This window comes from Mannheimia granulomatis (assembly GCF_011455695.1).
Classification (GTDB): Bacteria; Pseudomonadota; Gammaproteobacteria; order Enterobacterales; family Pasteurellaceae; genus Mannheimia; species Mannheimia granulomatis_A.
The window spans coordinates 789,327-804,252 of record NZ_CP015030.1 but is presented as its reverse complement, the minus strand read 5'-3'; the positions used below and the strand labels follow the sequence as shown (position 1 = coordinate 804,252).

Annotated in this window: 11 protein-coding genes; 2 read left to right on the top strand and 9 right to left on the bottom strand. The window is 40.0% G+C overall.

Going from position 1 to position 14,926, the window contains the following annotated elements:
* Positions 1–4: 4 nt before the first annotated feature.
* From ispE to A4G16_RS03945, 6 genes are all read right to left on the bottom strand, one after another.
* Positions 5–871: a 4-(cytidine 5'-diphospho)-2-C-methyl-D-erythritol kinase gene (gene ispE, locus A4G16_RS03970; RefSeq protein WP_207951344.1), complete on the bottom strand. Its 867-nt coding sequence runs from the start codon at positions 869–871 to the stop codon at positions 5–7.
* Positions 859–1,491: a lipoprotein insertase outer membrane protein LolB gene (gene lolB / locus A4G16_RS03965; protein ID WP_165888788.1), complete on the bottom strand. Its 633-nt coding sequence runs from the start codon at positions 1,489–1,491 to the stop codon at positions 859–861. Before lolB ends, ispE begins: the two co-directional genes overlap by 13 nt.
* 92 nt (positions 1,492–1,583) lie before the next feature.
* Complete coding sequence (gene msbA, locus A4G16_RS03960) at positions 1,584–3,347, bottom strand: lipid A ABC transporter ATP-binding protein/permease MsbA (protein WP_165888787.1); 1,764 nt, start codon at positions 3,345–3,347, stop codon at positions 1,584–1,586.
* Between the two features lie 192 nt (positions 3,348–3,539).
* Positions 3,540–5,468, bottom strand: coding sequence for an ATP-dependent DNA helicase (locus A4G16_RS03955; protein ID WP_165888786.1), 1,929 nt, complete (start codon positions 5,466–5,468; stop codon positions 3,540–3,542).
* Positions 5,469–5,537: 69 nt separating this feature from the next.
* Entirely contained in the window at positions 5,538–6,335 is a 798-nt protein-coding gene (locus A4G16_RS03950; protein WP_165888785.1) for an ABC transporter ATP-binding protein, read from the bottom strand.
* 1 nt (position 6,336) lies between these two features.
* Positions 6,337–7,269, bottom strand: coding sequence for an ABC transporter permease (locus A4G16_RS03945; protein ID WP_165888784.1), 933 nt, complete (start codon positions 7,267–7,269; stop codon positions 6,337–6,339).
* Positions 7,270–7,538: 269 nt separating this feature from the next.
* Between A4G16_RS03945 and dauA the strand changes: the two genes are divergently transcribed.
* Entirely contained in the window at positions 7,539–9,284 is a 1,746-nt protein-coding gene (gene dauA / locus A4G16_RS03940; protein WP_165888783.1) for a C4-dicarboxylic acid transporter DauA, read from the top strand.
* An 86-nt stretch (positions 9,285–9,370) separates the two neighbouring features.
* Here dauA and uvrA read toward each other — a convergent pair whose 3' ends face one another.
* Positions 9,371–12,199, bottom strand: coding sequence for an excinuclease ABC subunit UvrA (gene uvrA / locus A4G16_RS03935; RefSeq protein WP_165888782.1), 2,829 nt, complete (start codon positions 12,197–12,199; stop codon positions 9,371–9,373).
* A gap of 150 nt (positions 12,200–12,349) precedes the next feature.
* Here uvrA and A4G16_RS03930 point away from each other — a divergent pair, with 150 nt between their 5' ends.
* The gene (locus tag A4G16_RS03930) at positions 12,350–12,871 is read left to right on the top strand and encodes a single-stranded DNA-binding protein (protein WP_165888781.1); all 522 of its coding nucleotides are present in this window, start codon (positions 12,350–12,352) and stop codon (positions 12,869–12,871) included.
* 275 nt (positions 12,872–13,146) lie between these two features.
* Here A4G16_RS03930 and rplY read toward each other — a convergent pair whose 3' ends face one another.
* Positions 13,147–13,434 carry a 50S ribosomal protein L25 gene (gene rplY, locus A4G16_RS03925; RefSeq protein ID WP_027074679.1) on the bottom strand — a complete coding sequence of 96 codons (288 nt, stop codon included), beginning with the start codon at positions 13,432–13,434 and terminating at the stop codon, positions 13,147–13,149.
* A gap of 189 nt (positions 13,435–13,623) precedes the next feature.
* Positions 13,624–14,892, bottom strand: coding sequence for a malic enzyme-like NAD(P)-binding protein (locus A4G16_RS03920; RefSeq protein WP_165888780.1), 1,269 nt, complete (start codon positions 14,890–14,892; stop codon positions 13,624–13,626).
* Positions 14,893–14,926: the final 34 nt, after the last annotated feature.

Genomic DNA, 14,926 nt, shown 5'->3' with positions numbered 1-14,926 from the left:
TCGATTAATGATGGTTAGATTTGGAATATAATTTTTGATGTAATGGCGAAATATTTTGCCCTTTTGCAACAAACCCGAATATATGTTGAGGTTTATGTGCAAAAACCTGCTCTGCTTCGGCTTTAGAGCTAAATTCGGCAAAAATACAAGCTCCTGTGCCTGTTAGCCTGAACTGTGCATATTGTAACAATTCTTGCATAAGATCTTCAACCTCTGAATATTGATTACGCACAACTTTTTCGCAATCGTTTGCCCAAGTTGAAGAGAGTAATTCGACCAATGTGCGTTTTTCAGTATTTCTGGGTAAATTAGGATCATTAAAAACAACAGCGGTAGAAATAGAGACTTCAGGCTTAAGCACTACATACCATTTTTCTTCAGGAGAACAAGGCGTTAAGATCTCCCCAACACCTTCCGCAAAGGATGCAACTCCTCTAACAAATATAGGCACATCAGCCCCTAATGAAAGCCCTAATTCCGCAAGCTGCTCAAGCGAAAGCCCTGTTTGCCATAAATGATTAAGCCCGACTAACACAGTTGCCGCATTGGAAGAGCCGCCACCGACACCACCGCCCATAGGCAAATTTTTACGGATACCGATTCTTGCCCCTTTGCTACAAGCGGTTGTTTTTTGCAAAAGTTTTGCAGCTCGATAAATCAGATTATCTTCCACTGCAACACCCTGTACTTGATTCGTTAATTCAATTTCAGGATTGTCTGTGATTTCAATGTCGATTTCATCCCCAAAATCCAAAAATTGGAATAGGGTTTGCAATTCATGATAACCATCTAAACGCTTGCCGGTAATATATAAAAACAAATTTAATTTTGCCGGACTCGGTAAAATCATTTTATCCATTAATAAGTCCATTTCTCAATACGGATTTTCAAAGTTTGGGTTCCGTTTTCCAGCACAATCAACTTCGGTAAATTCGGTACACGGTCTTCGTGATATTCCACATAACTTGCTTTCCAAACTGTACCGTTTAGTGGATAGCTAAATTGTGAAAGCTGACGCTTTTCATTTACTACATAATTTCCCTCTTTTTCTGGCTGTCCTTTTACCCAATAGGCAAACTGGTCGATAGGGAAAGACACCCCAATAATCTCTTGCATTAACGCATTGATGTCACGATCCGATCTCGAATTTCCTTCACTATCAGACACTGTTAAACCACGTTTAGTACGCTGTAATTTCATAGATTTACTTGAGAGATTTGAGGAAAGTTCTAAGCCAAAATGGATAGGATTATCATATTGCCACTTAAAGTGAGAAGAAAAACGCTCTTCCGGAGAAATATAGCCAAATTGCCCACTTGCTTTATAGCTTTGAATTTTAGCTAACTGAGCTAAATGCTGCTGCCATTTTGGATCATCATGAGCAATTTGTACCGTTGGCGTTTGCACTTCTGTCGGCGCATCTAAAACCGAATTACAAGCAGTTAACACCAGCATTGCACTTAGCGATAATAATTTTGTGATTTTTTTCATAGTATTCTCAAATATAAAGCAACAAGCGGTCTTATTTTCAATAGATTTTGCAATTTTTCAGATAAAAATAACCGCTTGCGATATTAAATTAATTAAGCACCAAACTGCAAGCTATACAGTTGTTTATACGCCCCACCAAATGCCAGCAAGTCCGCATGATTACCACGTTCAATAATATCGCCTTGCTCAACAACTAAAATTTCATCCGCTTTTTCAATAGTAGATAAACGGTGAGCGATCACCAATACCGTGCGATCTTTTTGTAATGTCTCCAATGCTAATTGAATTGCTCGCTCCGACTCGGTATCCAATGCGGAAGTTGCTTCATCAAGTATCAACACTGGTGAATTACGTAATAAGGCTCGAGCAATCGCCAAACGCTGACGCTGACCGCCGGATAAACTTGCCCCATTTTCGCCAATAATGGTGTCTAGCCCATCGTCTAATTTTTCAATAAATTCCATAGCATGGGCAGCTTTAGCTGCAGCGATAATTTGCTCACGACTATATTTATCAGTCGCAGCATAGGCAATATTATTAGCGATAGTATCGTTAAACAGATGCACTTGCTGGGAAACTACCGAACAATGTTCACGCAAGTTTTTTAATCTGTAATCTTGAATATTAATGCCATCTAATAAAATTTCGCCACTATCAATATCATAAAAACGGGTCAACAATTTAGCAATGGTTGATTTACCCGAGCCTGAACGCCCTACTAATGCAACTGTTTTTCCTTTTGGAATAGTAAAAGAGATCTGATTTAACGCTTTTTCATCTTTGCCTTCATAAGTAAAACTCACATTTCTGAATTCCACATTACCCTCAGCTCTCTCTACTACCGTTGTTCCTTGATCTTTTTCCGTTTTTAAATCTAAAAACTCAAACAAGGTTTGGCACGCAGCCATACCACGTTGGAATTGTGAGTTAACATTAGTGAGTGATTTTAATGGACGAAGCATTGCCATCATTGACGAAAAAACCACAGTAAAAGAACCCGCAGTTAAATTTTCGCTCATGACTTCAGGAAAAGTGGCTACATAAAGCACCGCCGATAAGGCAAAAGAAGCAATTAATTGCACCACTCCGTCAGAAATACCATCGGCAGAAACCACTTTCATACCTTTGCGACGCATATCATTACTTACTCGCTCAAAGCGTTCCTTTTCGACTTCATGCCCGCCAAAAGACAATACTTCTTTATGCCCTTTTAGCATTTGCTCGGTTGTAACCGTTAATTCTCCCATTGAGCTTTGAATATTACGGCTTAATTTGCGGAAATATTTAGAGACAAAACCGATCAAAATCCCGATAATCGGAGCCATAATAAATAAGACTATCGAAAGCTGCCAACTGGTATAAATCATCACCACAAATAAAGAGATTAAATAAGCTCCTTCACGCACAATAGTGACTAAAGAATGGGAGGAGGAAGTTGCCACCATTTCGGTATCATAAGTAACACGGGAAAGTAAACGCCCAGTCGGGTTATTGTCAAAATAGCTGACTGGCATATACATCAAATGTTGGAAAATTTTACGACGTAAGGTCATCACTACCTTGCCTGAAACCCAAGCTAAACAATAGCTGGCAATATAATTGGTTACCCCTCGAACTAAAATAAAAACGATCACTAAAACAGCCATTAATTTTAAAAAGCTGTTATCTGCCTTACCAAACCCCTCATCTAATAGCGGTTTTAGCAAATAAATTAAGCTGGAATCTACCAACGCATTAAGCACTAAGGCAATTGCCCCTGCAATCAAGCCTACCTTAAACGGGCTGATAGTCGGCCATAACCTTTTAAAAGTTTTTAGCGTAGAAAGATCTTTCTCTTTGTTTTTTTGTTCTTGCATTCTAATTCAATCTTTAATTAAAAATTGGCTCTATTGTACCTTGATTTCAATCAGTTACCAAATAAAGCCAAAGGATGTTCAGCATTTAAGCAAATTTTGTTTGGATTAAGCAGATATAACCTCAAACAAGCGGTCATTTTTATGTAATTTTTTGCAAAATTTAAGAAAAATATGACCGCTTGTAACCAATATTTAGTTTGCCTCTTTAAGAAATTGAATCACCAAATTCAAATCTCGCGTACGTTTAGATGGCGGCAAACTTTTCAAGAAAGTTTGACCGTAATTTCGCATTACTAAACGGGAATCACAAATAATCACCACACCTCGGTCGCTCACATCACGAATTAAGCGTCCTACCCCTTGTTTTAGAGTGATAACAGCCTCTGGGATCTGAATATCGTTAAACGGCTCACCACCTTGCAGTTTGCAATCTTCCATTCGTGCTTTTAGCAATGGCTCGTCCGGTGAAGAAAAAGGTAATTTATCGATAATCACCAAAGATAAATCATCACCCCTCACATCAATTCCTTCCCAAAAACTTTGGGTAGCAACTAAAACCGAATTATCTTCCTTCACGAATTTTTCTAACAAACGGCTCTTGCTGGTTTCACCTTGCAACAGTACATTTAGCGAACTATGCTCTCGCAAAAAGTCTGCCAAACCCCTCATCATATAATAAGAGGTGCAAAGTAAAAAACAACGTCCGTTGTTAGCCTCAATCACAGGCTGCAACATCTGCCCTAATGCACTTAAAGTATGAGCTTTGTTAGTATCCGGCAAGTAGCGTGGCACACAAAGCAATGATTGATTTTGATAATCAAACGGGCTTTGTAACACCAATTGCTCAGCATTTTCAATGCCTAAGCGTTGACAAAAATGGTTAAAATTGCCACCAACCTCTAGCGTCGCAGAAGTAAACACCCAGCCAATTTTTTGATTTTTGAGCTGCTCACCAAATTTATCTGCCACCGTTAAAGGCGTAATATGCAACCCGAAAGATCGACCATTAACCTCATACCAATAGCAATAGCCTGTTACGCTAGTGTCCATTAATTTTTTCAGTTGAACTTTTACTTCCGCCAAGCGTTCAAAAATTTTATCCAAAGTTTCCGAACGTCCTAGCGATTTCTTCACTACTTCACTTAAAAAATCAATATTTTCCGATACTTTCACCAAGCCATCTACTACTTTTTGGTCGCGAAACAGCTCTCGCAAATTCCCCCGAATTTGCCCTTCTCCGCCAATCAATAAACGGAAATCTTGCACCACTTTAGTCAGGTGATCTGAAGCTTTACCTAATTGAGCCGCATCTTTTAATTCGGTGCGATAAACAATATTAGTGTCTTTGCAAATATCAAAAAGTTGGCGGGAAGAAAGCGATTGTCCGAAATATTGGCTAGCGATGTCAGGTAGTTGATGGGCCTCATCGAAAATCACCAACTCTGCTTCAGGGATAAGCTCACCAAAGCCAGTTTCTTTCACCGCCATATCAGCACAAAACAGATGATGATTAACGACAACCACATCAGCCTCCATTGCCTTACGGCGCGCCTGTACCACATAGCAATCTTTAAAATGCGGGCAATCAGAGCCTAAACAGCTTTCAGTTGTACTCACTAATTGTGGTAAAATCGGGCTATCCTCAGCAATCGTAACACATTCGCTGAGATCACCGCTTTTAGTCGAATTTTGCCACTTAGTGACCTTTTTCAAATCGGCAAGGACAGATTTATCACCTAATACCCCCATCGCCACAACTTGATCCAATCGCTCTAGACAGAGATAGTTTGCCCGCCCCTTCAACAAAGCCACTTTACCTTTATATTTCAAGGCTTTTTGAATAGTAGGGAGATCTCGATTAAAAAGCTGATCTTGTAGGTTTTTTGAACCAGTGGAGACAATCGTCTTCTTGCCAGACAACAGTGCTGGCACCAAATAAGCAAAGGTTTTGCCCGTACCGGTACCTGCTTCAACCACCACAGGAGTAGCAAATTTAACTGCTTTTCCGACCGCTTGGGCCATTTCTAACTGTGCTTCCCGTGGGCGAAAGCCTTTGATATTTTGGCTTAATAAACCGTCTTCACTAAACGCATTGAAAATTTTATCGTCGTATTTTGTCATTTAAAATAAGACAAGCGGTTGAATTTGCAAAAGATTTTACAAAAAAACCGCTTGTAGAATAGTAATTTGTCAGTTTCCTAATAATAAACCATCATCACTGAGTTGCTCGTGACGATTTTGTTGAAACAGTTCCAGTAAATCAGGAACATCCATTTTTTTACGCTGCTCTCCTGAAACATCAAAGGCGACCTGCCCTTGGTGCAGCATTACCGTACGATCGCCATAATCTAACGCTTGACGCATGGAATGCGTTACCATAAGAGTGGTTAACTTCTGCTCCCGCACAATTTTATTGGTTAATTCCAACACGAAGTCGGTAGTTTTCGGATCTAAAGCTGCAGTATGCTCATCGAGTAATAAAATATTAGACGGTTGGAGAGAGGCCATTAATAAACTTACCGCTTGGCGTTGTCCTCCGGACAATCTTCCCATCTGATCTGTTAAACGATTTTCTAAGCCTAATCCTAAAAGTGAGAGTTTTTCTTTGAACAATTCGCGCATCTGGCGTCTAATTGCAAAACCCAAACCACGTTTACCACCACGCTGATAAGCAAGAGCCATATTTTCTTCAATCGTTAGGCTTTCACAGGTGCCTGCCATTGGGTCTTGGAATACTCTTGCCACTTGGTTTGCTCGCTGCCAAGTGGTAGTGTTATTCACTTTATTGCCCTGAATTAAAATTTCGCCCGAATCTACTTCGCAATCTCCGCTAATAGCATTTAGCATCGTAGATTTACCTGCTCCGTTGCTGCCAATAACAGAAACAAACTCACCTTGTTCAACTTTTAATGATAAGCCACGCAAAACCGGATTCTCAATTGCAGTGCCTTTATTGAAGGTAATAAATAGGTTATTTAATTCAATCATATTACCTCCTTTTGCTCACAAATGTTTGCTTGATTCTTGGCAAAGCTAGCACAATTACTACAAGTAAAGCAGTAATTAAATTTAAATCTTGAGGTCCAAAACCGACGCCGTTTAAAGTTTCGTTGTTCAAGGCAAGCGCAATAAAGCAGCGGTATAACACTGAGCCGATAATCACGGCAAATGTGAGCCAAATAATGCGTTTTACCGAGAATATTGCTTCACCGATAATCACTGCCGCAAGCCCGATAACAATAGTTCCCACACCGATAGAAATATCCACTCCGCCATTACTTTGCACATATAAAGCACCGCCTAATGCAATTAAAGCATTAGAAATTGCCATACCCAGAATAGTCATTTTATTCACAGCAATGCCTTGTGCTTTAGCCATTCGGCTGTTTGTGCCGGTGGCCCTAATTGCTAAGCCGGTTTCCGTTGCAAAAAACAGATCGAACAAGCATTTCACAATTACTACAACCAACAATGCCATTACTAATCGTACTAATGCCAGTTGCAGATCATTTTCAATCAGCATCACATCATAAATCGTAGTTTCACCAAGAATTGCGATATTCGGCATTCCCATAATGCGTAAGTTTATGGAATAAAGTGCTATCATCATCAAAATACTGGCAAGCAATTTTTCAATTTTAAAGCCGATATGCAAACTCGCGGTAATCACTCCTGCCACCGCGCCGGCTAAGGTACCGTATAGCGTGGCAAGCCAAGGATCAACTTGATTTAAAATACTGATCACACACACCGCACCACCTAAAGGGAAACTGCCGTCTGCGGTTAAATCGGGAAAATCGAGAATTTTATAGGAAATCAGCACACCTAAAGCAACAAGGGCATAAATTAAGCCTAGCTCTAAGGCACCAATCCAGGTGATATTCGTTAAAAACGAACTAAGAAAATGAATAATACTGTCCATTTGTTTGTTATTTTATTACAGTTAAATAAATTGAAAATAAACGCACTACTATAGTAGTACAAATTTATGCGGCATTTTACGCTATTTTAAAGATAAAATCAGCTAATTATTTATATTTGCAACTTTTTCGAAAAAAATGACCGCTTTCTTCAGTCATAAATCATCTTTATATTTATTTGCATTTTCTTATTATTTATTGCGTTAGCTCAAAATTAATTTATATAACTGCAGTAAAATTAACTCAAAATTCTATTGATATTGGATGACCTATGCTAAACAAATGGTTTCTAACAAAAAATACCTTTCTAGCCGTCAAACCTTTTAGTGCATTAAAAGATGCTTTTCAGGCAGGCTATACTCAAAAACATTTAGTAAGAGATATTATTGCCGGCTTAACCGTTGGCGTTATTGCTATTCCTCTTTCTATGGCATTGGCAATTGCTAGCGGCGTGCCACCACAACATGGCTTATACACGGCAATTGTGGCAGGTTTTGTAATAGCCTTAACGGGTGGTTCAAGGTTTAATATTTCAGGTCCAACAGCTGCATTTGTGGTTATTTTATACCCTGTTACACAACAATTCGGTTTAAGCGGACTTTTAATGGCAACGTTGCTGTCGGGCATTATCTTAGTGTTAATGGCATTACTACGTTTAGGACGTTTAATTGAGTATATTCCTCTCCCGGTTACCTTAGGCTTTACCTGTGGAATAGGTATTGTGATTTCGACCCTTCAAATTAAAGATTTTCTAGGTTTAACCGTTAGTGAGATGCCCGAACACTATATCGGGAAGATCAATACGCTTGTGACCGCCTTACCTACGATAAACTGGGCAGATACCTTAGTCGGTATCGTGACTTTTTTCATATTGACTCACTGGCATAAATTAAGATTACCGATTCCGGGGCATTTACCTGCGGTAATTATCGGCACGCTTTTATCGCTATTACTTATTTCGTTTGGGTATCATGTCGCAACCATTGGCACAGCTTTCCAATATGTTCTGCCGGATGGCACGATTGGATATGGTATTCCAAGTGTACTACCGGAATTTACACTGCCTTGGAATATTCCTAATCCACAAGGGGAAAAAGTTAATTGGAATCTCACAACCCTTCAAGCATTATTACCTGCAGCTTTTTCAATGGCTATGCTTGGTGCGATTGAATCACTATTATGTGCGGTAGTTTGCGACAACATGACCAATACAAAACACCATTCCAACAATGAATTACTCGCACAAGGGCTAGGCAATATTGCCTCACCATTTTTAGGCGGTATTACTGCAACAGCAGCTATTGCACGTTCAGCAGCTAATGTAAGATCAGGTGCAGTTTCGCCAATATCCAGCATGGTTCATGCGTTACTGGTTTTATTTGCATTATTGTTCTTTGCTAAAGCACTCTCTTACTTACCGCTTTCATCAATGGCAGCCTTATTACTGGTTGTTGCGTGGAATATGGCGGATATTCCTCAAATTATTCAGCTCATTCGCCGTTCAGGAAAAAATGAAATTGCGGTGTTAATCACTTGTATTACGTTGACTGTATTATTTGATATGGTTATTGCAATTACAGTTGGCGTGTTGCTGGCAAGCCTATTATTCATCCGTACCATTGCAGAAATGACAAAAACGATTGAAATGGCAGCACCGCAAGATTTGGCAGATGCTTTAGTTTATCGAATCAGTGGCCCTCTCTTTTTTGCCGCTGCTGATAATTTATTTGCTGATTTACACGAAAAAACCATTCATACCGACCAAGAAATCAAACATATCGTTTTACAATGCGATGCGGTTACGGTACTTGATGCAGGAGGCATTCATGCTCTCACTCGCTTTGTGCAGCATATGTTACCGCACCAGAAGCTTTATATGAGCAATGTACAATTTCAGCCGATGCGAATGTTAGTGCGTTCGCAAAAAATCGTACCGGAAATTCAGCAAATTCAATTCAGTAGTGATTTGGAATCTGTTTTTGAAAAGATTAGGCAGGCGGAATTGCAACAAAATTAAATAATGATAAAAAAACAAGCGGTTATATTTTTAGTATTTTTTGCAATTGCAAAATTTTAGAAAAATATAACCGCTTGTACCCAAGATTAGCCCTTCGCCAATATTTCTTTCAAGAATCTTGCAGTGTGAGAACGCTTGTCTTTAGCCACCTGTTCCGGTGTGCCGGTTGCGATAATTTCACCACCGCCGCTACCGCCTTCCGGGCCAAGATCGACAATCCAGTCTGCGGTTTTAATCACATCTAAATTATGTTCGATCACCACAATAGTATTTCCTTGATCACGCAAGCGATGTAATACCGATAATAATTGCTTAATATCCGCAAAATGTAAGCCTGTTGTTGGCTCATCAAGAATATAGAGTGTTTTACCTGTATCTCGTTTAGAAAGCTCGGTCGCTAATTTCACCCGTTGTGCTTCACCGCCTGACAGTGTGGTAGAAGATTGCCCTAAACGGATATAAGACAAGCCCACATCCATCAAAGTTTGTAGTTTACGAGCAATCATTGGAACAGGAGCAAAAAACTCTCTTGCCTCTTCTACTGTCATATCCAGTACTTGATGAATTGTTTTACCTTTATAGCGAATTTCCAAAGTTTCACGGTTATAACGCTTACCTTTACAATGGTCGCACGGCACATAAACATCCGGTAAAAAGTGCATCTCTACCTTAATTACACCATCGCCTTGACAAGCTTCGCATCGTCCTCCTCTTACGTTAAAGCTAAACCGCCCAACGTTGTAGCCTCTGGCTCGTGCCTCTTGCGTGCCAGCAAAAAGTTCACGAATTGGGGTGAACAAACCTGTGTAAGTTGCCGGATTAGAACGTGGTGTTCGCCCAATCGGACTTTGGTCGATATCAATTACTTTATCGAAATGCGATAAGCCATCAATGGATTCATAAGGGGCAACATCGCTGTTTTCCGCACGGTTCAACGCATTTTGGGCAAGCGGGAACAAAGTATCATTGATTAAAGTCGATTTACCCGAACCCGACACGCCGGTAATACAAGTGAATAAACCCACCGGAATTTCAAGCTTCACCTTTTTCAAGTTATTGCCGCTTGCACCTGTTAAAGTCAGTAATTTCGAACCGTCATAAGGTACTCTTTGAGCGGGGATCTCAATTTTCTGCTTGCCGGATAAAAACTGCCCTGTAATAGAGTCATCAATTTGCATAATCTCGGCTGCTGTGCCTTGAGCAATAACTTGCCCACCATGAACACCGGCCCCCGGACCAATATCCACAATATGATCAGCGGCTCGAATCGCATCTTCATCGTGTTCAACCACAATCACGGTGTTACCTAAATTGCGTAAATGCACTAAAGTATTAAGTAGGCGTTCGTTATCTCGCTGGTGTAATCCGATAGAAGGTTCATCCAACACATACATTACGCCTACCAAGCCGGCACCAATTTGGCTGGCAAGACGGATTCGTTGAGCCTCCCCTCCTGATAGAGTTTCTGCCGAACGGGAAAGCGAGAGATAATTCAAACCAACATTAACTAAAAACTGCAAACGCTCGCGAATTTCTTTTAAGATCTTCTCGGCAATTTTCTCTTTTTGCCCTGAAAGCTTAATCTCTTCAAAGAAAGTTAATGCCTCACCAATACTTTTTTCAGATACCATCGGCAAATTGGTTTTATCTAAAAATACATAGCGAGCCTCACGGCGAAGTCGGGAACCTTCACACTCCACACAAGGGCGAGTGTTAATATATTTTGCCAACTCTTCTCGCACGGAGTTTGATTCTGTTTCTTTATAGCGACGAGCCATATTATTCAACACCCCCTCAAAAAGGTGCTTGCGTTTGACTTTATCACCTCGATCGTTCACATAAACGAACTCAATTTCTTCTTTGCTACCATTTAAAATAATTTGTTGATATTTTTTCGGTAACTGACCAAATGGTGTTTCTAAATCAAAACCATAATGCTCGGCAACTGCCTTCAATAACCCGAAATAATAGAAACTACGGCGATCCCAGCCTTTAATAGCGCCAGAAGCTAACGAAACATCGTAATTCTGAATCACTTTTTTCTCATCAAAAAATTGCTCAACGCCCAAACCATCACAAGTCGGGCAAGCCCCTGCCGGGTTATTAAAGGAAAACAAGCGAGGCTCTAATTCATGCAACGAATAGCCACAATGCGGGCAAGCAAAGCTGGAAGAAAACACAATTTCTTCTGCTGTTGGATCATCCATATCCGCAATAATCGCTGTAGAACCGGACAGTTCTAACGCTGTTTCAAAAGATTCGGCTAAACGAGTTGCCAAATCTGGTCTTACTTTAAAGCGATCAACCACAACTTCAATAGTATGTTTTTTCTGTAGTTCTAATGCAGGTGGATCTGAAAGATCACAAATTTCACCATCAATCCTTGCTCTTAAATAACCACTAGCGGTCAAATTTTCCAATAATTTTACGTGTTCACCTTTACGATCTTTCACCACAGGGGCAAGTAACATTAAACGCTTGCCTTCAGGCTCCTCCAATACTCTATCAACCATTTGAGAAATAGTTTGCGCTGCAAGTGGTACATCATGTTCAGGGCAACGAGGCTCCCCCACTCGAGCAAACAATAAACGCAAATAGTCATGAATTTCCGTAACTGTTCCTACCGTAGAACGAGGGTTATGTGAAGTGGATTTTTGCTCAATGGAAATTGCCGGAGAAAGCCCCTCGATATGATCAACATCCGGTTTTTCCATTAGCGAAAGAAATTGGCGGGCATAGGCTGAAAGTGATTCAACGTAACGGCGTTGTCCTTCTGCATAGAGCGTATCAAAAGCTAAAGAGGATTTTCCCGAGCCGGACAGCCCGGTAATGACGATAAATTTATCTCTAGGTAAAGTTAAATTAATATTTTTTAAATTATGCGTTCTTGCTCCGCGAATATCGATATATTGCATTTTTTCGTCCGATTTAGTGTGCTAAATTTTCGATCATTATCGCATATTTTCATAAAACTGTACAAAATATCAGTTTTCTTATATTCAACTTTCTAATTTTACGGTAGAATGTTTTCGAATTTATTAATTAATTGAATCACAGAGGATTTTATGGCTGGTATCAATAAAGTAATTATTGTCGGAAACCTAGGTAACGACCCTGAAATGCGTACAATGCCAAACGGCGAAGCAGTTGCAAACATTAGCGTTGCAACATCTGAGAGTTGGACAGATAAAAATACCGGTGAACGCCGTGAGATAACAGAATGGCATCGAATCGTATTTTACCGCCGTCAAGCTGAGGTTTGTGGTCAATATTTACGTAAAGGCTCACAGGTTTATGTCGAAGGTCGCCTACGCACTCGTAAATGGCAAGATCAAAATGGGCAAGACAGATATACTACTGAAATTCAAGGTGATGTTTTACAAATGCTAGGTGGTCGTAACCAAGGTAGTGAAATGGGTAACCAACCGGGCAGTTGGGGCAGCTCAGCACCGGCAGGCAACAGCTATAGTCAAGGTAATAGTAATTATGGTTATAGTCAAACCTCAAACTCAACACCACAGCAATCAAAACCAGCATCTCAAGCTGAACCTGTGATGAATAATTTTGATGATGATATTCCATTCTAAATTTGTCAAAATAGAGCGTGAAATATAAGAGAGAGCGTTGTAATACAACGCTCTTTTTTTACTGCATTCTTTAAATACAAACTTGGACAATTCATCAATGAACTTAATATTAAGCTCTATATTGTACAAGGTTCAAATGATGTTAAAAATATTTACCCATAAGAAGCTGCAAGGTTGATTTAGTCCAACTTTTGACGTATAACTAAAACAAAAAAGGATTGAGTTTTAAAAACTCAATCCTTTTCTTTAGATTTACTGTTCACTAACGAGTGAAATTACGCGCGTTTGAAATCCAAGTGAACTAATTTTGGTTTGGTTGGGTGGCGTTGAATCGCTTGAACTTTAACTTGCTCTTCTTTACCCGCAACAACGATAGTTAACACTTCGCTATAAAACGCATCGTGTACTTGTGCATTGTTCACTTTATCGTGATCTAAAATGATTGATACAGGCTCTGCATTACCACCGTAGATGATTGCAGGAACTTGACCATTGTGACGCAGGCGGCGGCTCGCACCCTTACCTTGCGCAGAACGAACTTCAGCTTCAAATTTGAATGACATTGTTTAATTCTCTTAAAGTAAAAATGGGGATATCCCCGTTAATATAAAAAACAGCAGGCGACCCAGCTGTTTTGGAAAAACTTCGGCATGTTTATAATAAAATGCCGAGCGCGTATTTTACTTGAATTATTAAAAAATGCAAAGTAAAAAATAAAGAGAGGCTAGCCTCTCTCTTTATTTCTCATGTTCTTACGCCACTAATTTTCTTAAACGCTCGGCGTAAGCATCCCAATCATTAATAGGTCGGGTGGCCACTCCGGTTCTAATTGCGGCTTTTGCAACACCAATAGATACATTCACAATTAAGCGAGGATCAAATGGGGTTGGAATAACATATTCCGGTCCAAAAGAAAGCTCACCATAGGTAGAAAGTACTTCAAACGGCACCGGTTCTTTTGCCAATTCTGCAATCGCATGTGCTGCAGCCATTTTCATTTCTTCATTAATTGCTGTTGCACCAACATCTAATGCCCCGCGGAATAAAAACGGAAAGCAAAGTACATTATTTACTTGATTTTTATAATCCGAGCGACCGGTACATACAATCGCATCGGCACGGACTGCTTTTGCTTCATCAGGGGTGATTTCAGGTGTTGGATTAGCTAAAGCAAGAATTAACGGGTCTTTTGCCATTGTTCTCACCATTTCTTGAGTTAATGCCCCACCTTTAGAGCAACCAAGAAATACATCTGCACCGGCAACCGCATCAGCTAATGTTCTCCACCCATTATCTTCAATTGCATAAAATTGCTTGGTTTTATCCATATTATCACCTCGTCCTTGATAGATAACACCTTTAGAGTCGCACATAGTGATATTTTCTTTTCTAAAACCTAACGCATGTAATAGGTTAGTGCAGGCTATCGCAGATGCCCCTGCTCCATTAACTACCAAACGAACATCTGCAATATTTTTTTCTACAATCTCTAGCGCATTAATTGCCGCAGCACCGACAATAATTGCCGTACCGTGCTGATCATCATGGAAAACAGGAATGCTCATACGCTCACGTAATTTATTCTCAATATAAAAACATTCCGGAGCCTTAATATCTTCAAGATTAATACCGCCAAAGGTTGGCTCTAAGGAAGCGATAATATCCACTAATTTCTCCGGATCGTTTTCGTTGATCTCAATATCAAATACATCCACCCCGGCAAATTTTTTAAACAGCACTCCTTTTCCTTCCATAACAGGCTTACTCGCTAACGCGCCTATATTCCCTAAGCCTAAAACTGCAGTCCCATTGGAAATCACTGCCACTAAATTACCCCGAGCAGTATAGCGATGTGCCGCAGCCGGATCTTTTTCAATTTCTAAGCAAGGCTCAGCAACGCCTGGAGAATAAGCAAGAGCTAAATCATGTTGGGTTTGTAGAGATTTGGTTGGGGTTACAGAAATTTTTCCCGGAACAGGAAATTCATGGAAATCAAGGGCTTGTTGTTTTAAATCACTCATTTTACTACCTTAGTATCTAGATTAAATCATGCCA